The 20119-nt window shown below is 69.0% G+C and carries 21 protein-coding genes; 7 read left to right on the top strand and 14 right to left on the bottom strand.

Annotated features, from left to right (window positions below):
* Nucleotides 1-124: 124 nt before the first annotated feature.
* Entirely contained in the window at nt 125-1168 is a 1044-nt protein-coding gene (locus ASF51_RS14580) for a methylenetetrahydrofolate reductase C-terminal domain-containing protein (protein ID WP_055931360.1), read from the bottom strand.
* A gap of 176 nt (nt 1169-1344) precedes the next feature.
* Between ASF51_RS14580 and allB the strand changes: the two genes are divergently transcribed.
* From allB to ASF51_RS14565, 3 genes are read left to right on the top strand one after another with little or no spacing between them, the layout of a single operon-like run.
* Nucleotides 1345-2721 carry an allantoinase AllB gene (gene allB / locus ASF51_RS14575; RefSeq protein WP_055931359.1) on the top strand — a complete coding sequence of 459 codons (1377 nt, stop codon included), beginning with the start codon at nt 1345-1347 and terminating at the stop codon, nt 2719-2721.
* A 42-nt stretch (nt 2722-2763) separates the two neighbouring features.
* On the top strand, nt 2764-3669 hold the full coding sequence (gene pucL, locus ASF51_RS14570; protein ID WP_055931356.1) for a factor-independent urate hydroxylase: 906 nt from the start codon (nt 2764-2766) through the stop codon (nt 3667-3669).
* A 7-nt stretch (nt 3670-3676) separates the two neighbouring features.
* Entirely contained in the window at nt 3677-5083 is a 1407-nt protein-coding gene (locus tag ASF51_RS14565; RefSeq protein WP_235497270.1) for a guanine deaminase, read from the top strand.
* Between the two features lie 123 nt (nt 5084-5206).
* On the opposite strand, the gene uraH is transcribed toward ASF51_RS14565, so the two are convergent.
* Together uraH and uraD are read right to left on the bottom strand one after the other, a co-directional pair.
* On the bottom strand, nt 5207-5551 hold the full coding sequence (gene uraH / locus ASF51_RS14560) for a hydroxyisourate hydrolase (protein ID WP_055931346.1): 345 nt from the start codon (nt 5549-5551) through the stop codon (nt 5207-5209).
* Nucleotides 5548-6051: a 2-oxo-4-hydroxy-4-carboxy-5-ureidoimidazoline decarboxylase gene (gene uraD / locus ASF51_RS14555; protein ID WP_055931344.1), complete on the bottom strand. Its 504-nt coding sequence runs from the start codon at nt 6049-6051 to the stop codon at nt 5548-5550. The genes uraH and uraD overlap by 4 nt, the downstream gene beginning before the upstream one ends.
* A 95-nt stretch (nt 6052-6146) precedes the next feature.
* On the opposite strand from uraD, the gene ASF51_RS14550 reads away from it, so the two are divergent.
* The 3 genes from ASF51_RS14550 to ASF51_RS14540 all read left to right on the top strand — a co-directional run bounded on the left by ASF51_RS14550 (nt 6147) and on the right by ASF51_RS14540 (nt 8493).
* Nucleotides 6147-6782 carry an NTP transferase domain-containing protein gene (locus tag ASF51_RS14550; RefSeq protein WP_055931342.1) on the top strand — a complete coding sequence of 212 codons (636 nt, stop codon included), beginning with the start codon at nt 6147-6149 and terminating at the stop codon, nt 6780-6782.
* 63 nt (nt 6783-6845) lie between these two features.
* Complete coding sequence (locus tag ASF51_RS14545) at nt 6846-7802, top strand: nucleoside hydrolase (RefSeq protein WP_055931337.1); 957 nt, start codon at nt 6846-6848, stop codon at nt 7800-7802.
* Between the two features lie 55 nt (nt 7803-7857).
* Nucleotides 7858-8493, top strand: a complete 636-nt coding sequence (locus ASF51_RS14540) for an NADPH-dependent F420 reductase (protein WP_055932203.1) — start codon at nt 7858-7860, stop codon at nt 8491-8493.
* A 114-nt stretch (nt 8494-8607) separates the two neighbouring features.
* On the opposite strand, the gene ASF51_RS14535 is transcribed toward ASF51_RS14540, so the two are convergent.
* The 5 genes from ASF51_RS14535 to ASF51_RS14515 all read right to left on the bottom strand — a co-directional run bounded on the left by ASF51_RS14535 (nt 8608) and on the right by ASF51_RS14515 (nt 15008).
* Nucleotides 8608-9462, bottom strand: coding sequence for a MurR/RpiR family transcriptional regulator (locus ASF51_RS14535; RefSeq protein WP_055931334.1), 855 nt, complete (start codon nt 9460-9462; stop codon nt 8608-8610).
* Between the two features lie 3 nt (nt 9463-9465).
* Nucleotides 9466-10713 (bottom strand): allantoate amidohydrolase, encoded by a 1248-nt coding sequence (locus ASF51_RS14530; RefSeq protein ID WP_055931331.1) that lies wholly within the window; start codon nt 10711-10713, stop codon nt 9466-9468.
* On the bottom strand, nt 10710-11927 hold the full coding sequence (locus ASF51_RS14525; RefSeq protein ID WP_082480080.1) for an alanine--glyoxylate aminotransferase family protein: 1218 nt from the start codon (nt 11925-11927) through the stop codon (nt 10710-10712). Before ASF51_RS14525 ends, ASF51_RS14530 begins: the two co-directional genes overlap by 4 nt.
* A gap of 428 nt (nt 11928-12355) precedes the next feature.
* Complete coding sequence (locus ASF51_RS14520; RefSeq protein ID WP_082480077.1) at nt 12356-13918, bottom strand: AtzH-like domain-containing protein; 1563 nt, start codon at nt 13916-13918, stop codon at nt 12356-12358.
* Nucleotides 13911-15008: an acetamidase/formamidase family protein gene (locus ASF51_RS14515; RefSeq protein ID WP_055931324.1), complete on the bottom strand. Its 1098-nt coding sequence runs from the start codon at nt 15006-15008 to the stop codon at nt 13911-13913. Before ASF51_RS14515 ends, ASF51_RS14520 begins: the two co-directional genes overlap by 8 nt.
* A 106-nt stretch (nt 15009-15114) precedes the next feature.
* Here ASF51_RS14515 and ASF51_RS14510 point away from each other — a divergent pair, with 106 nt between their 5' ends.
* Nucleotides 15115-15834 (top strand): YoaK family protein, encoded by a 720-nt coding sequence (locus ASF51_RS14510; protein ID WP_235497268.1) that lies wholly within the window; start codon nt 15115-15117, stop codon nt 15832-15834.
* A gap of 14 nt (nt 15835-15848) precedes the next feature.
* On the opposite strand, the gene ASF51_RS14505 is transcribed toward ASF51_RS14510, so the two are convergent.
* The 6 genes from ASF51_RS14505 to rpmF form a co-directional block, all read right to left on the bottom strand.
* The gene (locus tag ASF51_RS14505; RefSeq protein WP_157412175.1) at nt 15849-17498 is read right to left on the bottom strand and encodes a DUF4407 domain-containing protein; all 1650 of its coding nucleotides are present in this window, start codon (nt 17496-17498) and stop codon (nt 15849-15851) included.
* 120 nt (nt 17499-17618) lie between these two features.
* A complete protein-coding gene (locus tag ASF51_RS14500; RefSeq protein ID WP_055931319.1) occupies nt 17619-17909 on the bottom strand; it encodes a type II toxin-antitoxin system RelE/ParE family toxin in 291 nt (96 codons plus the stop codon).
* Nucleotides 17906-18139, bottom strand: a complete 234-nt coding sequence (locus ASF51_RS14495; RefSeq protein WP_055931318.1) for a type II toxin-antitoxin system ParD family antitoxin — start codon at nt 18137-18139, stop codon at nt 17906-17908. The genes ASF51_RS14500 and ASF51_RS14495 overlap by 4 nt, the downstream gene beginning before the upstream one ends.
* A 62-nt stretch (nt 18140-18201) precedes the next feature.
* Entirely contained in the window at nt 18202-19107 is a 906-nt protein-coding gene (gene mutM, locus ASF51_RS14490) for a bifunctional DNA-formamidopyrimidine glycosylase/DNA-(apurinic or apyrimidinic site) lyase (protein ID WP_055931316.1), read from the bottom strand.
* Nucleotide 19108: 1 nt separating this feature from the next.
* A complete protein-coding gene (gene rnc / locus ASF51_RS14485) occupies nt 19109-19843 on the bottom strand; it encodes a ribonuclease III (protein WP_055931314.1) in 735 nt (244 codons plus the stop codon).
* Between the two features lie 50 nt (nt 19844-19893).
* A complete protein-coding gene (gene rpmF / locus ASF51_RS14480; protein WP_044442139.1) occupies nt 19894-20097 on the bottom strand; it encodes a 50S ribosomal protein L32 in 204 nt (67 codons plus the stop codon).
* Between the last annotated feature and the right edge of the window lie 22 nt (nt 20098-20119).

Genomic DNA, 20119 nt, shown 5'->3' with positions numbered 1-20119 from the left:
AAGGGACAGGAATGGAAGAGCGGCGGTGACTGTGCCCGAATGCCTCCATTTGCGCACGCCACCTCTGCACGATTGGAGGTATTCGTGCACAAAAGCGGCCCCGGCGTGACGAAACGACCGAGCGTCACAGGGCCAGGCGCTGCGCCGTCTCTGCCAGCACGATCGCGAACTCCGCCTCGCGGCCCGGTCCCGCTCCGCCCGAGAGGTTCACTCCCGCCACGCCCTCGATCTCCAGCAGCTCGAGGCCCAGTTCCACGGCCGCCCGGATGCCCTCCTCGCGCGGATCCGCGGCCGACAGGATGCGGTCGAGATACCCCTCCGGAAGCACGAGCGTGGTGAACGACCGCAACAGCTGCGCACTCGCGTGATCCGTGACCATCGGCACACACGGGATGAACCGGGCCGTCACGCCGAGGTCGTGCGATTCGCGCACGAACCGGCCCACGGCATCCACACCCCCGCAGTGGTTCACGAAGCAGACGTCGGCGCCCGCGCGCGTCTTCTCGAGCAGTCGCGCCGCCCGGAGCTCGACGGGCGGCGTGGTCGGCGACTCCCCCACCGAGACGAGGTGGCCGGCGGCCCGCGCGAGGGCGGCGACCTGCGGCGAGTCGAGGTCGAAGACCGGCGCGGCGTCGGGGCGGGAGCCGAGCAGGGTGTGGTCGCCGGTCACGCAGTGCACCCCGGCGACGCCGACATGCGCCAGGCCCGCGAGCTCGCCCTCGATGGCAACGCGGTTGCGGTCGCGACAGTTGATGCCCGTCCACACCTGCAGCCCGGCAGCGCGAATGAGCGACGCCCGGTAGCTGGGCGAGAACTGCACGCGCGCTTTGCCGTGGTCGCCCGCGAGCGCCGCGTCGACGGGGCCGGCGAGCAGGGAAGCGCACTCTGCCAGCGATTCCGCATCCATCGCCCGTGCAGGAAAATCGGCGACGACGATCGGGCGTGTGTCCATCAGCGCCATCATCTCTGTGGCGCCGGATGAGCGCGGCACGACGTCGGGCTCGGACGGCACTGCGCCGTGCCAGGTCACGAGGGGGTCGCCGAGAAAGACGCAGCGGAAGTCGGCCACCTCGCAGCTGCCGTCGAAGTCGACCCCTCCGCACGGCCCGTACTCCATGTTCTTGGGGCAGCCCGCGTGGGCGGCGGCAGGGGTGAGAAGCGATTCCACGAGGGTCCTTCCGAAGAGTCGCAGGCCCGACGAGTTTCATCTTCGGGGGTGCGAACATTTCATGTTAGCTCCGGCGTGTAACACGGGTGTTTCCGAACCCGCCTCGGCGGATCGGGCCCCGTCAGTAGGCTTGATCCGTCGATAGAACCACCGACGAACGAGGAGATCACGACACCATGGCAGAACAGTACGACCTGGTCGTGAGGGCCGAGAAGGTGCTCATCGATGGCGAGTTCCGCCCCGCGTCGGTCGCCACGGCCGGCGGCGTGATCGTGGCGATCGCCGAGCTGGATGCCCCGTTCGACGCCGCAGAGACGGTCACCCTGCCCGACGACCAGGTTCTCATTCCCGGCATCGTCGATACCCACGTGCACGTGAACGAACCCGGGCGCACCGACTGGGAGGGGTTCGCCAGCGCGACCCGCGCCGCCGCGGCCGGAGGCGTGACCACCATCATCGACATGCCGCTCAACAGCATCCCGCCCACCACTACCGTCGAGGCGCTCGAGCTGAAGCGCCAGGCGGCCGCTCCCCAGGCCAGCGTCGACGTCGGGTTCTGGGGCGGCGCCATCCCCTCGAGCCTCGGATCGTTGAAGTCCGTTCACGACGCCGGTGTGTTCGGGTTCAAGGCGTTCCTCTCGCCCTCCGGGGTCGACGAGTTCCCCCACCTCGAGACCGAGCAGCTGTTCGCCGCCGCGCTCGAGATCTCCGAGTTCGGCGGCCTGCTCATCGTGCACGCCGAGGACCCGGCGGTGCTGGAGAAGGCGATGTCGGAGAATGCCGAGAGCCACGGGGGCCCCGACTACCTCGATTTCGTCTCGAGCCGCCCCGACCTCGCCGAGGAAGACGCCATCGCGCACATCATCGAGGCCGTGCGCTCCACCGGCGTCCGCGCACACATCCTGCACCTCTCGAGCGCCCGCGCCCTGCCGCAGATCGAGGCGGCCAAGGCCGAGGGTCTGCCGATCACGGTGGAGACCTGTCCGCACTACCTCAGCTTCTCGGCCGAGGGCATCCCCGACGGCGGCACGCAGTTCAAGTGCTGCCCGCCGATCCGCGACGCGGGCAACCGCGAGCTGCTGTGGCAGGCGCTCGAGTCGGGGCTGATCGACATCGTCGCCTCCGACCACTCCCCCTCGACGAAAGAGCTCAAGTTCGCCCACGACGGCGACTTCCAGCTCGCCTGGGGCGGAATCTCGGGCCTGCAGCTCAGCTTCAGCGCCGTGTGGACAGGCGCGAAGGCACGCGGCATCCCGCTCGAGACCGTCGTCGAGTGGATGTCCACCAAGACCGCCCGCTTCGCCGGCCTCGCGCAGAAGGGCCGCATCGAGGTGGGAGCCGACGCCGACCTCGTGGCGTTCGCCCCGGAGGCCGCCTTCACCGCGAGCGCCGACGCACTGCTGCACAAGAACAAGGTCTCGGCCTTCGACGGCTCCGAGCTCACCGGCCTGGTCGCCGTCACGTGGCTGGCCGGCGTGCCGGTCTACACGTCAGGCGCCGTCGACGACGCGCCCGCATCCACCCCCACCGGTCGACTGCTCTCACGCGTCTGACCCCGACGACACCCACCCTTTCTCGACAGCAGGAGTTCACCCATGGCAATCGTTCTCGGACCCAACCAGTACGGCAAGGCGGAGAACCGCGTCGTGCGCATCACGCGTGACAGCGCGCGTCACGAGATCCGTGACCTGAACGTGTCGACGGCCCTGCGCGGAGACTTCTCGGCCGCACACCTCGTGGGCGACCAGTCGCAGGTGCTGCCCACCGACACGCAGAAGCAGACCGCCTACTCCTACGCCAAGGAGAAGGGCATCGAGTCGATCGAGGCGTACGGGCTCGAGCTGGCCCGCCATTTCGTCGACGACGTCGTTCCCGTGGAGGGCGCCCGCATCGAGATCGAGGAGTATGCATGGGAGCACGCGATTGTCGATGGTGTGGAGCACGAGCACACCTTCGTGCGCCTCGGCCAGGAGGTGCGCACCGCCTCCATCACGGTCGAGGGAAAAGGCGCAGAACAGAAGACGTGGGTCATCGGCGGGCTCAATGACTTCGTGATCCTCAAGTCGACGGGCAGCGAGTTCCACGGATTCCTCGAAGACGAGTACACGCGCCTCGAGCCGACCACCGACCGCGTGATGGCCACGGCCCTCGTCGCGCAGTGGCGGTTCACCGAGACCGAGGTCGACTGGAACGCCGTGTACGCCGGAGTGAAGCGCATTCTCATCGCCCAGTTCGCCACGCTGCATTCGCTGGCCCTGCAGCAGACGCTCTACGAGATGGGCAAGGCCGTGCTCGAGGAGTACCCGTTCATCGCCGAGATCAAGTTCTCCGCCCCCAACAAGCACCACTTCCTCTACAACCTCGAGACCTTCGGGGTCGAGAACAACAACGAGGTGTTCCACGCCGACGACCGCCCTTACGGGCTCATCCAGGCCACCGTCATGCGCGACGACGCGCCGGATGCCGGACCCGCGTGGACACCCGCGGCGAACCTCGCGTAGACCGCCCGTGAGCACCATCTACCGGGGGCACATCTTTCACGTCTCCGGCTCCCCCAATGTTGTGGATGCGCGGGAGCACCTCGTGTCGCTTCCCGACGGCGCGCTGGTCGTGTCTGATGCCGGCACGATCGAATGGATTGGCGCTGCCGCCGAGCTGCCGTCGACGTTCGCCGGCGCATCCGTCGTCGACAACAGGGGCGGCTACATCGTGCCGGGCTTCGTCGACGCGCACGTGCACTTTCCGCAGACGTACTCCACCGATTCGTACGGCGGCGGCCAGCTGCTCGAGTGGCTCGACAACTGCATCTTCCCTGCCGAGTCGCGGCTCGCCGATCCCGAATTCGCCGAGCGCATTGCGCGCGACTTCACGCGTCGCCGCGTCGCCGCCGGCACAACGGCCGCCATGGTCTTCGGCTCCGCCTTTCCGCACGCTCAGGATGCCCTCTTCCGCACCACGCGGGATGCCGGGCTTCGCGTGGTGTCGGGCCGCGGCATCCAGACCGTGGGGCCGGAGTCGGCGGGCGCGCTGATCACCGGCGAGGCCGAGGCGATCGCGCTCGTGCGCGATGAGATCTCGAGGTGGCACGCCGTCGATACCGGCGATGCGGCGACGGCGCGCATCCAGGTCGCGATCGTGCCGCGGTTCAGCCTGTCGGTCACGCGCGAGACGCTGCGTGCGCTCGGCGAGCTGTACGACGAGGTGCGCTCCGCGGGCGTGTACTTCCACAGTCATCTGAGCGAGAACGACAGCGCCGTCGGCGGCGAGATCGCCGCGGTCAAGGCCGTGTACGAGACGGGCAGCTACCTCGACACGTACGACGGCAAGTTCTTGCCGGGGTCGCAGGTGGGCGGTTCGACGCTGCTCGGGCGGCGCAGCATCTTCGCGCACGCGGTGCACTGCACCGACGACGAGCTGGCTCGGCTCGCGGCGACCGGATCGTCGATCGCGCACTGCCCGACCTCGCAACAGTTCCTCGGATCGGGCACGATGCCGTGGACGCGCACGACCGGTTCGGGTGTGACCGTGGCCCTCGGAACCGACGTGGGCGCGGGCGACGAGTGGCTCATCTCGAGGGTGCTCAACGACGCGTTCAAGGTGCACATCAGCGAGCCCGGCGAGGCGAGCGTGTCGCTTCATCCGGCCGAGCTGCTGTTCACGGGCACTCTCGCCGGGGCTCGGGCGCTCGACATGGAGGAGCGCTTCGGCAACCTCGACGTGGGCAAAGACGCCGACTTTCTGCTGATCGACCCGGCACGCTGGGAGCCGCTCGCGATGCTGCTCGAGGGGCGGGTTCGTGCCGACGACGATCAGGTCGACACCGACCGGGAGCTGTTCGCGCTGCTCATGGGGCTGCGCGAGCCGGCGATCGTGGGCACGTTCGTGCAGGGCAGGCGGGCTGTGTCGCCGGAGTAGTTCGCGCGTCGTGCCGTGCCGTCTCGCCTCGCCTCACCTCGCCGAGCGCGCCCTTAGCGGGCGAACGCGCGGTCGGCGAGCGCGCGCCTGCCCGCCGGAGGCGCGCTCGAACGCGCGCCTCCCTCAGCTGCCGCGGTACGTCGAATACGCGAACGGGCTCAGCAGAAGCGGCACGTGATAGTGCGCGTCGACCTCGGACAGCTCGAACACCACCTGCACCTCGGGATAGAATGCTGTCTGCCCCAGCGACGCGAAGTACGCCTGCGTATCGAACGTCACCCGGTACCGGCCGGCCGGCACGGTCTCGGGACCGAACTGCGAGACCCGGCCGTCGGCGTCCGTCACCGCCTCGGCGAGAGTGACCCAGCCGTCGGCAGAGAGGTGCGACAGCGTGACCGGCACACCAGTCGCCGGCGTTCCCGTGGCCGCGTCGAGCACGTGGCTGGTGATGTGGCTGCGCGCGCTCATTCGGCGGGCTCGATGCCGCGCTCGGTGAACGTCTTCTCGAGTCGGAGCAGGGCGATCTCGCGCAGCTGCTGCTCGACGATGGTGAACTCCTCGTCGTCGTCGAGGCGGATGCGACGGTTCAGCTCGGCGAGGATCTCGCCGCGGCTGCGTCCCGCCGCGCGGATGAGGAACACGCGGTCGAACCGCTTCTCGTACAGAGCGTTGCCCTCGGCGATGGCCGCCGCGGTCTCGGCGTCGTCGTCATCGAGCGACGCCTGCTCCGAGCGGGAGAAGGCCTGCGCCGCACCCTCACCCTCCGGCTTGTCGCCGATGCGCGGATGATCGGCGAGCGCCGCCTCGACCTCGTCGGGAGTCAGCGGGTTCGCGGCCGTTCGACCGGCCTCGAGCAGATCGTCGACAGAGGCGAACGGAGCCTGCTCCGCGACCTCGTCGATCCACCGCGGAACAGCCAGGCAGGCGCGCAGGTCGACGCGCAGATGGTCGACGGAGAGGTCATTCATTGGTCGGCCTTTCGGGCAGAATGCGCCCCGCGGTCGTTCGCGGGCGACACCTGAATTCTATTCGGCGGCTCCACCGCGAGCCGTACGATGAGGCCATGTCGAACGCACCCGCACCCGTCGCGGGAATCGTGCTCGCGGCAGGCGGCGGCATACGCTTCGGCCGACCGAAGGCGCTCGTCGAGTCCGCCGATGGCACGTCGTGGCTCGCGAACGCCGTGCGCAGCCTGCTCGCGGGCGGATGCTCCCCCGTCATCGTCGTTCTCGGCGCCGCAGCCGACGAGGCCGAGGCTCTGGTCGAGCGCTCCTTCATACACAACGGATCGGTTCACGTGGTGCGCGCCGAAGACTGGCAGACGGGCATGGCCGCGTCGCTGCGTCGTGGCCTCACCGCCGCGAGAGCCCTCGAGTACGAGCCCGCATCCGAGTCCGCACCCGTCGCCGTCGCGATCGTCACCGTCGACGTGCCGTCGCTCGGCCCCGCCGAGGTGCGGCGGCTGATCGCGCCCGAGCCGGATGCCGTGGGTCGCCACACCCTGCGCCAGGCCGTTTTCTCGGGTCGCCCTGGGCATCCGGTGGTCATCGGCCGCGACCACTGGGAGGCGCTTGCCGAGAGCGTGACCGGCGACGTCGGGGCGCGCCCCTACCTCGTGGCGCACGGGGTGCGACTGGTCGACTGCTCCGACCTGGGATCGGGCGTCGACGTCGATACGCCCGACGATACCGCGGTCTGAGACGCCCGCGCCGCCGCGCCATAATCGAAGGAAGCCCCAGCCCGATCCTGTGGAGGAAACCCGATGCCCGCACGCCCCTACCTGCTCGATTGCGACACCGGGGTCGACGACGCGCTCGCCCTGTTCCACCTGCTGAGCGACCCCGACGTGAACCTCGTAGGCGTCTCGACCGTTTCGGGAAATACCTCGGCGGCGCAGGCTGCCGACAACACGCTGCGGCTGCTCTCGCTCGCCGGCCGCACCGACGTGCCCGTGGCCATCGGTGCGCACCACTTCCGCATGGCGGAGTTCGACGGCGGGGTGCCGCACATCCACGGAGACAACGGCATCGGCGGCGTTCAGCTTCCCGAGTCGCACGTTGATCCGCTCTCCGAATCCGGGCCCGAGTTCATCGTGCGCATGGCCCGCGAGTACCCGGGCGAGCTTCGGGTCATCGCCATCGGACCGCTCACCAACCTGGCCCTCGCGCTCGAACTAGAACCTCGCCTTCCCGAACTGATCGGAGATCTTACGATCATGGGCGGCGCCGCGCTGGTTCCCGGCAACGCCTCACCCGTCGCCGAGGCGAACATCATCAACGACCCGCACGCGGCCGAGATCGTGTTCGATGCCCCTTGGACCATCACGATGGTCGGACTCGACGTGACCATGGGCGAGCTCATCGAGGCCGACGACCGCGAACGGCTGCGCTCGGCGCCCGGCGCGATCGCGCCGATGCTGGCCGACATGCTCGGTGTCTACTTCGACTTCTACGTATCGGTCTTCGGCAGGCCGTGCTCGGCTCTGCACGATCCGCTGGCCGTGGCGATCAGCACGGGTGAGATCGTTCCGACCCTCGCCCCGCTGGTGCGGGTGACGGTGGATGCGACGGACGGGCCGGGGCGCGGACAGACGATCTGCGACATGCGCGGCGTCTACAACGGCTACCCGCCGCAGCGAGGCGCCCACGTGCGGGTGGTGCTCGAACTCGACCGGCCGTACGCTCCTCTGCTGATGGACCGGCTGCTGAGCTTCGCCTGACAACAGGAATCCTCGGCGGGGTACGTGCGTTGATCCGGTCATGACTATTCCCGGAATCACGACCATCGGCCTCATCGGGGCCGGACATATCGGCAGCCAGCTGGCGCGCCTCAGCATCGCCAGCGGCTACGACGTCGTCATCAGCAACTCGCGCGGCCCCGAGACCCTCAGCGCGCTCGTCGAGGAGCTCGGCCCCAAGGCGCGAGCGGCCACTGCCGAAGAGGCGGCCAAGGCCGGAGACCTCGTGATCGTGACGATCCCGTTGAAGGCCTACGAGTCGGTTCCCGTGGAGCCGCTCGCCGGCAAGATCGTGATCGACACCAACAACTACTACCCGCAGCGCGACGGCAACATCGCCGAGCTCGACTCCAAGTCGACCACGTCGGCCGGGCTCCTGCAGAAGCACCTGCCCACGTCGAAGGTCGTCAAGGCGTTCAACCACATCGAGGCGGCGAAGCTCACCTCCGAGGCACAGGCCCCCCGCACAGAGAACCGTCGGGCGCTCGTGATCTCCAGCGACAACGGCGATGCGAAGACCATCGTCTCCAGCCTCATCGACGGATTCGGCTTCGACGTCGTCGACGACGGTTCGCTGGCGAACAGCTGGCGCGTCGAGCCGGGTACTCCGGCCTACGGCCCGCGCGGCACGGTAGCGGAGATCACCGACATGCTGGCGGCAGCGACCCGCTGACCCCGACGCTAACGGAGCACAGATCGACATCCTCGCGGCGCGTCAGCCGTGAAGCGTCGGCGTGTCGCTAAGAACGTGCTCCGTTAGCGCCGAGCCGAGCACAGATCGAGAGTCCTACCAGGGGGTTTCGAGCTCGTCGAGGGCGTCGTACACGCCGGTGATCGACGCGATGCGGGTCCGTCCATCGCGCACATCGACGCCGAGCACCCCGCTCGCGAGCAGGTTCACCAGGCTCATGGCTGCCGCATAGCTGTCGAACGCCGAGACGCTGTCGACGGGGCACTCCAGCCAGTACGCGGCGCCCTCAGCGTGCCGGCGAGCCGACGAGTCCGAGATGAGGATCACGGGAACGCCGCGCTCCCTGAGCGTCTGCATGATCAGCCCGAACCCCGAGGGGCGGCGGCGGAAGCCCACGAGTACGACAACGTCGCGCGAGCCCAGAGCCGCGATGTCCTCCCCCAGCGACTGCCCGGGAACGGGCGCCAGCCGCACCCGATCGCGAGCCTGCGCGAGCTGCTGCCGCAAGTGCAGCGCGAGCGGGTAGCTGTTGCGCAGGCCGATCAGCACGACCTCGCCGGCGCCCGCGATGAGCCGGGCCGCGGCATCCAGTCGCCCGTCGTCGAGGCCGGCCAGGAGCTTCTGCAAGTTCTCTTGCTCTTGCACGGCGTGCGCAGCGAGAGCCGACGGGGTGCCCGCGGCGGCGCCGATTCCCCCGAGGGGTGCACCCTGACTGCGCAGACCGCGGGCGTGCTCGCGCACCTCGGCCGAATCCGAGAACCCGAGCCGGCGGAACAGCCTCGACACCGTGGCCTTCGACACCCCGCTGAGCTTCGCGAGCTCGGTGGCGTTGTACACGGCAAGGTCGCCGAGGTGATCGAGGATGAAGTCGGCGGCACGCTGCTCCTGTCGGGACAGGGCGCCGTACTGCGCGTCGATGCGCTGCCCGATCGTGGGCGCGGCCGCGATCATGGACTACCCCTCGTAGCCGTCGGCGAGCCGCAGAACGGTGGCCTCGAACGCGTCGAGCGCCTTCGCCACGTCGGCCTCGGTGACGTGCTCTTCGGGATTGTGGCTCACGCCGCCCTTGCAGCGCACGAAGATCATGCCGATGTCGGCGATCTCGGCGATGGCCATGGCGTCGTGGCCGGCGCGCGAGAACAGCGACATGGGTCGTGTGTCGCCCGTCGACCGGATGCCGTCGGAGATCGCATCGCGCAGCCGGCGCGCGCAGACGGCCGCCTTGGCCGAGTGGGTCTGGATGCTCGTGAGCCGCAGCCGTCGTCGCTGACAGATCTCGAGAATGGCCTCCTCGATCTGCAGCCACACCTTGTCGCGCTCGGTGTCGTACTCGCCGCGCAGGTCGAGGCTGAACTCGACCTTTCCGGGAATCACGTTGACCGCGTCGGGGAACACCTCGAGGTGGCCCACCGTGGCGATGAGCTGGGCCGAGCGGGCGATGCGCTCGATGGTGGTGATGGCCTCGGCCGCACCCGCGAGGGCGTCGCGGCGACGCTCGTAGGGCGTTCCCGAGTGGCCCGCCTGGCCGGTGATCGTGAGCAGAAAGCGGCGCGCTCCGGCGATCGACGAGACGACGCCCAGCGCCTTGTTCTCGTCTTCGAGGTACGGCCCCTGCTCGATGTGGGTCTCGAGGTAGCCCACGAAATCTCCGCGCGACCGCGCGGCCTCGCCCACGGCATCCGGATCGAGGCCGAAATGCACATACGCGTCGCGCAACGACACCCCGTCTTCGTCTTCGAGCTGCCACCACTCGTCGAGCCAGGTGCCCGCGAGCGCGCGGCTGCCGAGCAGGGCGCGGCCGAAGCGGGTGCCCTCCTCGTCGCCGAACGCCACGACCTCGAGGGCGAACGGAAGCGTGCGCCCCGACGAGCGGATGCGGTCGACCACGGCGATGGCGGACAAGACGCCGAGGATTCCGTCGTAGCGTCCGGCCGAGGGGACGGTGTCGAGGTGCGATCCGAGCAGCAGCGCGGGCAGGCCGGGGGTCGCGCCCTCGAGCCGACCGCACTGGTTGCCGGCGGCATCCTGCCAGGTGGTCATGCCCGCCTCGGTCATCCAGCGACCGGCGAGGGCATTGACCGCCGCGTGCTGGGGCGAGAGGTACACGCGCTCGATGAGCCCGTCCTCCATCGAGGAGTAAGTGGCGAGTTCGTCGCAGCGCTCGAGGATGGCGTGCGCGCTGGTCGAGTCGGGCTGCGTCATGCGCCGGCTCCCGACGACGCCCGAACGGCCCGGTCGGCGTCGGCGTAGATCTCGTAGGCCGCCCCGACTCCGCCGCCGGGGGTCACGGATGCGCCTGCCCGGCGCAGCACGGCCTCGAGGGCGGCGAGCGTCGTGAGCACGGTGTCGCGGCGGGCGTTGTAGCCCATCGTTCCGATGCGCCAGACCTTGCCGTGCAGCGGGCCGAAGGAGGTGCCGATCTCGATGCCGAAGTCGTTCAGCAACTCGCCGCGCACGGCGTCGCCGTTGACCCCGTCGGGGATCATGACGGCCACGACGTTGTTCATCTTGTGGGCGAGGTCGCCGAACACCGCGAGGCCGAGTCCCTGCACACCGGCGAGCATGGCCGAGCCGTGCAGGCGGTGCCGTTCGACGGCGTTTTCCATGCCCTCGTCGACCAGCAGGCGGGCGCACTCGCGTGCCCCGTAGAGCATGGTCGTGGCCTCGGTGTGGTGGTTGAGCCGCTTCGGGCCCCAGTAGTCGAAGATCATCGCGAGGTCGAAGTAGTTGGAACGGATCGGATGCGCGGTGACCGCGTCGCCCGCCTCGCGGATTCCCGCCTCGATGCTCTTGCGCGCGACGATGCGCTCGACCGCCTTCGCCGAGAACGTGGCGGGAGCCGAACCGGAGGGCCCGGCCAGGCATTTCTGGAGGCCCGCGGTGACGGCGTCGATGCCCCAGGCATCCGTCTCGATGGTGTTGCCCGCGAGCGAGGCGGTGACATCGGTGTAGAAGAGCACGCCGTGCTGCGCACAGATGGCACCGAGCTCGTCGAGCGGCTGCGCAACCGTGGTGGAGGTGTCGCCGTGCACGACCGCGAGCAGCGAGGGTTGCACCTCGATGATCGCTGCCTCGATGGCCTCGGGCGCGAAGACCTCGCCCCAGGGAACCTCGATGACGTGCACCTCGGCGCCGCAGCGCTCCGCGATCTCGCGCAGCAGGTGGCCGAAGCGGCCGAAGATGGGAACCAGCACGCGGTCGCCGGGCTCGATCAGCGAGACGAGCGCGGCCTCGATGCCGGCCCGCGAGGTGCCGTCGACCACGAGCGTCTGCTCATTCGCGGTCTTGAAGACTCCGCGGTAGAGCTCCATGGTCTCGTTCATGTAGGCCGTCATCGCCGGGTCGTACTGGCCCACGAGTTGCGCAGACATGGCGCGCAGCACTCGCGGGTCGGCGTTGATCGGCCCCGGTCCCATAAGGAGTCGCTGGGGCGGGTTGATGGGCTGGGGCAGTGACGAGAGGGAGATGAGCTGACCGCTTTCGCTGAGAATGATTCACCTGTTTCAGGCTTCGATTCTACGGAACGTGCGTTTCATGCGTGTTACGAATGGCGCTCCCTGACCACCCTCGTTCCCTGAGCTTGTCGAAGGGATCGCGAATCCACTCGGCGCGAACGCACCCTCCTCGCCTCGTGAAGGTGCATCTTCGCCGAGTCGATCGGGCCTCCCAGATCGACTCGGCGCGAAGGCACCCTCAGCAGCGATTGTGAATGCATATGCGCCGAGTCGATGCGCGGCAGCCCTTCGACAGGCTCAGGGAACGGCGGTGACAGCGCGGCCCTTCGACAGGCTCAGGGAACGGGGTGGAGACTGGGGCCCCTTCGACAGGCTCAGGGAACGGGCCGTCAGCGGACGAAAGGGGCCGCGATGTCGATGAGCGCGAGGTCGGTGCCGCGCGGGCCCACGAGGCAGAGGCCGGCGGGCGCACCGTCGACCTCGAGCAGCGGAACCGACAGCGCCGGATACCCACCGATGCCCGCGAAGCAGGTCATCGCCAGGGTCGCGGCGCGAGTGCGGTCGATCTCATCGGAGTCCGCTCCGACGCTCGGCGCGGTCGACGACGTCGACGGCAGAAGCAGGATGCGCCCGGCGAGCGCGTCGTCGAGCTGGGTGCGAGCGGCCGGCAGTACCTCGCGGGCCAAGGACTCGGCCTCGGCGGTCACCGTCGACGCCGACTCGAATCGGGAAGCGACATCGGGAGCGAGCACCCCGGGGTGCGCCGTGATCCAGTCGCCGTGACGACGCCACGCCTCGGCAGCCTGCACGGTGCGGAACGCCTCGAAGAATCCCGACGTGTCGCCGAGGTCGACCACGCCGACCTCGCCGATGAGGCCGTCGGCCTCGAGCCGGCCCACGGCATCCACCATCGCGCCCTGAATCGAGTCGTCGGCCGCGAAGAGCAGCTCGGTCGAGATCACGAACCGCGGCTCGACCGACTGCTGCGCGTCGCCGTCGAGCGAGCTCGCGGCAGCGGCACGCAGCACGGAGGGCGACCTCGTCAGCCATCCGATCGTGTCGAACGACTCGGCCAGGGGCAGCAGCCCGCCGGCGTCGACCGCGCCGTGCGTCGTGCGCAGCCCCCAGAGACCCTGGTACGACGCGGGCACCCGGATCGACCCGGCCGTGTCGGTCGCGAGTCCGATGCTGGCGTGCCCGAGCGCGACGGCCGCTGCCGGTCCGCTCGACGAGCCGCCGGGGATCGCGCCCGGCACCTTCACGTTGGGCGGGGTGCCGTAGTGCACGTTCTTTCCGGCGATCGAGTAGGCGAATTCGTCGGTCTGCGCAATTCCTCGAATGGATGCGCCGGCCGCGAGCAGGGCGGCTACCGCGGGCGCGTGCGCCTGGGCGGGTTCGGCCTCGGCCAGGAATTCGGGGACTCCGCCGCCCACGGCGAAGCCCTGCACATCGAAGAGATCTTTCACCGCGACCGTCTCGCCTGCGAGCGGGCCGCCGTCGGAGGCGGTCGAGGCGACGAGCGGGTTGCCGAGCACTCGCCAGATGGCGGTGTTCATGGCGGCCGGTGCGCCCGCGACCTGGGCCGATTCGACGACCCAGCCCCCGGCATCCGCATGCCGCGCCCACAGCTGTGTGACGAGCCCGCGCCCGCCGGAGCGCGGCTCGTTCTCGCTGACGATGAGCGCGTACTCGTCGGAGAGCACACGCACGTGGATCGAGGTGATCGTGCGAACGGGGGCGCCACCCCGGGCGCCACGGAAGGAGCTGATGCGGTCGTGGCCGACCAGCAGGCCGCCGGCGTCTCCGCGCAGGGTGGTGTCGCCCGGAGCGAAGGCTGAGTCGAGCGCCTCGAGGTCGTTCGTGAGAAGCGCGTTCTCGTAGGCCCAGAAGGCGTCGATCAGGCCGTCGGGCAACTCGCCGGTGACGGACGTGGGAGGAATCTGATCAGGCATGATGTCCTTCGAAGTCGGAGACGCGCACGCGGGCGTGCACGCCGGTGACCAGGTCGACGACCTGGGAGATGTTGAAGTCGGTGGCGGCGCTGAGGTAGGCGTAGGCCAGGTCCTCCTGCATGCCGTAGCGGGCGTGCAGCAGCGAGATCGCGGCCCGCACGCATCGGCGCACCGCCTCGTCGAGATCGGCGTCCATTCCCGTGGGAACGAGGAACTCCCGCGTCTCGGCGAGCGGCCCGACGAGGGCTCCGAAGGCGGTGAGCGCGTCGCTCTGCGGCACGACCTCGAACCGCACGGTCACGCGCAGCGAGGCCTCCATCGCGGTCAGCGCGACCTCTCCGTCTCCCTGGGCGAAGTGCGGGTCGCCGACGTAGGCGAGGGCCCCGTCGACCTGCACGGGAATGTAGAGCGAGCTGCCCGCGGTCAGCAGGTTGATGTCGATGTTGCCGCCGTGCGGGCCGGGCGGCACGGAGTGGGGACGCGTCGACCCCGAGACCGCGACGCCCATGATGCCGAGGAACGGGTGAAGCGGAAACCGCACCGAGCGCTCTCCCCCCGCGACGAGCGGCAGGGTGCCCACCTGGCTGCCGTCGGGGTCGTGGTCGACGGCCGCGAAGATGCTGACGGAGCCCTCGACCTGAGGAAACTCCCCGGGCAGCGCCCCTCTGCCGTGCCGGTTCGAGATCACTCCGTAGGGCACGCGCGGGGTCGCTTCGAGCACGGTCATCTTGAGCAGGTCGCCCGGCTTCGCCCCCCGGATGCGGATGGGCCCGGTCACGACGTGCGGCCCGTCGACCTTGGGGTCGCGCTGGTATCCGGATGCCGCGAGAGCGATCGCGTCGTCGAGCACATTCTCGCGCGCCACACCGTGTGCGGCGAAGAAGGCGGCCGGATCGCGGCCCTGGTCTTCGAGCACGCCCTCGTGGCTGATGGTGTCGATCGTGACCTCGTCGCCGGAGTCGATCGTGAGCACAGCCGCATCGCTCTCGCAGGGCAGCCTGCCCCACAGCACGTTGCCGATCGTGGCCGGCAGGTAGTGGGCGGCCTGGACGAATCCCTGGCCGGGCTGGAGCGGGGCTGTCACGGGCATCCGGTGCGGGCCTTCCGAAGTCTGGAAAGATGGGGTCGGTCGCTTCGAGAGTATCGTGCGCCAGCCGCCCCGCCCGCAACCACGACATCGAAAGAGCAGGTGCCCAGTGCTCCGCCGACTCCGAAGCAAGCCCGCCAATCTGCACCTCGGCCTGATGCTCGCACTCACCTTCTCGACCGGCATCGCCGACGCCGTGGGCTACCTCGGCCTCGACAAGGTCTTCACGGCCAACATGACCGGCAACGTGGTGATCCTCGGAATGGCCCTCGCGGGCGCCGACGACCTGCCGGTCATCGGCCCGCTCGTGGCGTTGTTCGCATTCATGCTGGGCGCAGCGATCGGCGGGCGAGTACTGCGCCCCGTCAAGGTCGGCTGGACCACCCGCACCACCGTGCTCTTCAGCATCGTCGGCACGGTCATGGTGGGCCTCGCCATCGCCCTCTTCGTGAACGACGGCCCTCCCCCTGCTCCCTACGAGTACATCTTCACGGGCTTCTTCGCCCTGGTGATGGGCGTGCAGGCCGCGACGGCCCGGCACATCGCCGTGAAAGACGTGACCACCGTCGTGGTCACGTCGACCATCACGGGTCTCGCCGCCGACTCGCGACTGGCCGGCGGCTCGGGTCAGCCGTGGTTCCGGCGGGCCGGCGCCATCCTGCTCATCGGTGGAGGCGCCGCCGTGGGTGCTCTGCTGATGACTGTCCACATCGGCTGGGGCGTCGCGCTGGCCGCTTTCATCACTCTCGTGGTCGCGCTGACCGGACACCTCACCGGCCGGCCGCACCACGCGCCCGTGGAGCCGTCGGAGGTCGAAGCCACTGCCTGATCAGGCCGCCCTGATCAGCGCTGGCGCTGGGCCGACTGGTCACGATCCCACTCGTCGAAGAAGTCCTGGCTCTTGCGGCGAACGCGGTCGTCGAGTCCGACGTTGCGCTCCTTGCCCGTGGCCAGCGCCAGTTCTTCCTCGTGCTCGGCCAGTTGCCGGAGTGTGGCCAGCCTGCCCGACGTGATCTGGGCATCCAGAAGTGCCTGGTCGCGCTCGAGTGCGAACTGCTGGCGCACCCGGTTGATCTCGGTTCGATCGTGCTCGCGTGCGGTCTCGTCGTGCACGGAGTCCTTGTTGCCGAGGTTGCGCAGCAGCTTGATGATCACGGGCAGCAGTTCGATCGCGAAGAACAGCAGGAAAACCATGACGTGCGCGAGCCCGGCCGACGGGCTCTCGGCGCTGAGCCGGTCGAGCGCGGTGAGCCGGTTGCTGATGCCGTCGCTCGAGGAGACGGCCGCATCGTTCTGGGCCTGGAAGTCTGCCTTGCGCTGCTCGATCGTGGCCAGCTCGGCCTGGGCCTTGGTGAGCGCGGCCTCGGCGGTGGTCTTCGACTCGGCGAGCTGGGATCCGAGGGCGGTCTGGGCGCTGGTCAGGGCTGCCGCCGATGCCTCCTGCGCCTGGTCGTAGATGACCTGGGCAGCGTCGACGGCCTGCTTCGCGATCTCGGTGACGGCGCCGTCTCCGACCTGCCCCGATCCTCCCGTGCCGTTCGCCTCGGCCTGCCACGCGGCGGTCTTGGCGTTGAGATCGGCGAGTGCGGCGTCCTCTGCCGCCTTGGCCGCGGCGTAGGTGGGGTCGTCGAGGGGATCGACCGCGTCGCTCGTATCGATGATCGCCTGGTTGCTGGCGATCGTGGCGCGCACGTCGTCTTCGGTCGCGAGCACGGGGTCGCTCGCGAGCTGGTCGGCGAAGGCCGTGCGGGACTCGGCCTCCATCACGAGGATCTGGGCGCTGATCTCCGGCGCGAAGATCTGCAGGGTGACCGGAGTCGAGATGACGGCGCCGAGAATGGCCGCAAGCAGCACGCGGGGCACGACAGCGAAGGTGGTCTTCCACGCACCCTTGGTATTCGAGAGCTGGATGGTGAGGGCGCGGTCGATGGCGAAGATTCCCGCACCCCAGAAGATGCCGACGGGAATGAACCAGAACCAGTCGGCGTGGAACACCATGCCGAGCGCGAAGGACATCGAGAGTGCGGCGACGGTGGCCGTGAACATCAGGATGAGGGCCATGGACGAGTAGGCCTGGCGGTCACCGGGCGCGCCCTCGATGGCGTCGGGGCGTGCTCCTCCGAGCACGGCCAGGCTGGTGCGGCGCAGGCGGCGACGGCGTGCGTTCGGCCTCTCGCCGTTCTCGGCGGCCGCGGCCTCGGCCGTCGCTGCGTCGCCCTCGGTGCCGGATGCGTCGGGCTGGCCGGACAGGGTGGGCTCGGCGGTCTGGGCGGTCTCGGCGGTCTGGGCGTCGATGTCTCGCTCGAACCAGGGCTGTTCCTGCTGCTCGAACGAGAGCTGCTCGGTCGGCGCGGTGTTCGTCGAGTCGTTCGACAGATCGGCGGTCAAAGCCTCGATCGGAACCGTCTCCGCTTCGGGACGCTTGCGCGGCTTCGGGGTCTCGCTGAACCAGGGCTCCAGCTGGGGCCCGGTCGATTCGTCGTTCTCGCTCACGCCGAGTCCTTCCTGTCGAATGGTCAGCGGCAAGTATGCATCCACCTACCCTGAGCATCCGGTGAGCGTGCTCTCAATCAGCCCAGCGCGAGCGTCCGTCGCATTCGTTTGTCCGGACCGTCAGAGATGAAGGGTCGGGTCCATCCGCTGGTGCAGAATGCGGATCACGTCGATGCCGCCGCCGCGTTCGACGAAGAAGATCAGGTGGCTGCCGATCGCGTAACGCCGGTATCCCTCACGAATGTCGTCACAGGCTCGCCCTCGCTCGGCATCGGCTGCCACGCGTTCGATCGCTGACCTGATCTCGGTGATGTACGTTTCCGTCTGACGCCCGTCCCAGCGTTCCTCCGTGAAATCCCAGATAGACGAGAGGTCGTGCTGCGCGGCAGGGGTGAGTCGGTACGTGCTCACCGTTTCTTCGACGCGACGAACGCGTCGAAGTCGAACGGCTCGGCATCGCCGCTCTGCTCACCGGCAACAAGCGCGGCGCGCAGCGCCGACATCTGCGTTTCTTGGTCTTCGAGCAGCCGCAGTGCCGCGCGGACCACCTCGCTGGCCGAGCGATACCGCCCGGTGGCCACCTCCTGCGCAAGAAAGCCCGTGAAGTGATCGTCGAGACTGATGGATGTGTTCGTCGCCATGAGGCCAATGTACCAAATATTGGTACGCAGTCGAAGGGTGACCCGATTCCACGAAAGTCGGCTCAGCGCAGCCGCTGGCAGTGCGCGCAGAAGTGCGAGCCGCGGTTCATGAAGCTCTCGCGCACGATCGGGCGCCCGCAGCGGGGGCACGGCTCGCCCTGCCGGCCGTAGGCGTTGAGGCTGTGCGAGAAGTAACCCGACGCCCCGTTCACGTTCACGTACTGGGCATCGAAGCTCGTGCCGCCCTCGGCGAGCGCCTTCTCGAGCACCAGTCGCACCTCGGCGAGCAGCAGCTTGGCCTTGGCGCGCGACAGCGATGACGCGGGCTGCTCGTAGTGGATGCGCGCCGCCCACAGCGACTCGTCGGCATAGATGTTGCCGATGCCGCTGATCAGGTTCTGGTCGAGCATCGCCCTCTTGATGCCGGTGTTCTTGCGGGCGAGCGCGGCGAAGAAGGCCGCGTCGCTGAACGCGGGATCGAGCGGGTCGCGGGCGATGTGCGACACCTGGCCGGGAAGGGAGGCGAGCTCGCTCCCCCGGCCGGCCGCGCGCCCGTCGGGCGTCGGAACGAGGCCGTCGACCGCCATCGATCCGAAGATGCGCTGGTCGACGAAGTTCACCCAGAACTCGCCGTGCTGGGGATGCTCGATGTGCAGCCGGATGCGCAGCAGGCCGTCCTCCTCGACGCCCGGGGTGCGCAGCAGCACCTGTCCGCTCATGCCGAGGTGCGTGACGAGGGCATGTCCTCCGGCGTCTGTCGCATCGTCGAGCGGAAACCAGAGGAACTTGCCTCGGCGAACCGCCGACAGCATCCGGCGACCCTCGAGCAGGTCGACGAACGCGCCCACCACGGGGCTGTGCCGCTTGAGCGAACGCTGCTCGAAGACCTCGACGGCCGTGATGACCGCGCCGGAGACGGCTCTTTCGAGGCCCGCGCGAACGACCTCGACTTCGGGGAGTTCGGGCACGCTAGGCCGAGACCGCGTCGGTCGTCGGTGCGGCCGACAGGGCCGCGACGGCGTCGCGGGCGGCGGATGCCTCGGCCTGCTTCTTCGAGGGGCCGGTGCCGGATGCCTCGGCCACGACGACACCGGCGGCGCTCGTCACGCGCACGGTCGCCACGAACACCTTCTGGTGATCGGGCCCGGACTCCGTGAGTTCGTAGACGGGGGCGGCCAGGCCCTGTTGTCCCGCGACCTCCTGCAGCGACGTCTTCGGATCCATCGAGATGCGGAAGTGGCCCGGGGCCGTGGCCAGCGGCGCGACGAGTCTCAGCACGAGGGCGGTCGCCGCATCCGGACCCGCACCCAGATAGCTGGCGCCGATCACGGCTTCCATCGTGTCGGCGAGGATCGAGGCCTTGTCTCGTCCACCCGTGAGCTCTTCGCCCCGGCCCAGCCGCACGAAACGGCCCAGCTGGATGCCGCGGGCGATCTCGGCGAGGGCGACCGTCGACACGAGGCTGGCGCGACGCTTGGCCAGCTCGCCCTCCTCGAGGTCGGGGAAGCGGTGGTAGAGCATGACCGTGACGGCCTGCCCCAGAATCGAGTCGCCGAGGAACTCCAGACGCTCGTTCGTGGGGATGCCGCCGTGCTCGTAGGAGTACGAGCGGTGGGTCAGGGCGAGCTCCAGCAGATCGTCGGGAAGATCGATCTGCAGAGTCGCCAAAAGGAGCGACCCGTCGGTTTCATGTTCCGAAACCATCGAGGCGCTCCTTGGTGACGCTTCTGATGTCGTTGCCGACAGCAGGAGTCTTAGATGTCTGCGACCTTGCGGCCCTTGTACTCCATGAACAGGGGGGTGCCTGCGGAGTCCTCGACGATCTTGGCGCGGTGCGGCAGGCTGTAGACAGTCTTGCCGTTCTCGATCGTCTTGACGAGGGTGGGGGCCGTAGCCTTCCACTGAGCGCGACGCATGCGGGTGGAAGCCCGCGACATCTTTCTCTTCGGAACAGCCATGATCTTCTCTTCTCTCTATCGT

The organism is Agreia sp. Leaf283 (genome assembly GCF_001422485.1).
Lineage (GTDB): Bacteria > Actinomycetota > Actinomycetes > Actinomycetales > Microbacteriaceae > Agreia.
The sequence above is the reverse complement of the archived record's forward strand: the minus strand, read 5'-3'. Positions and strand labels throughout refer to the sequence as shown.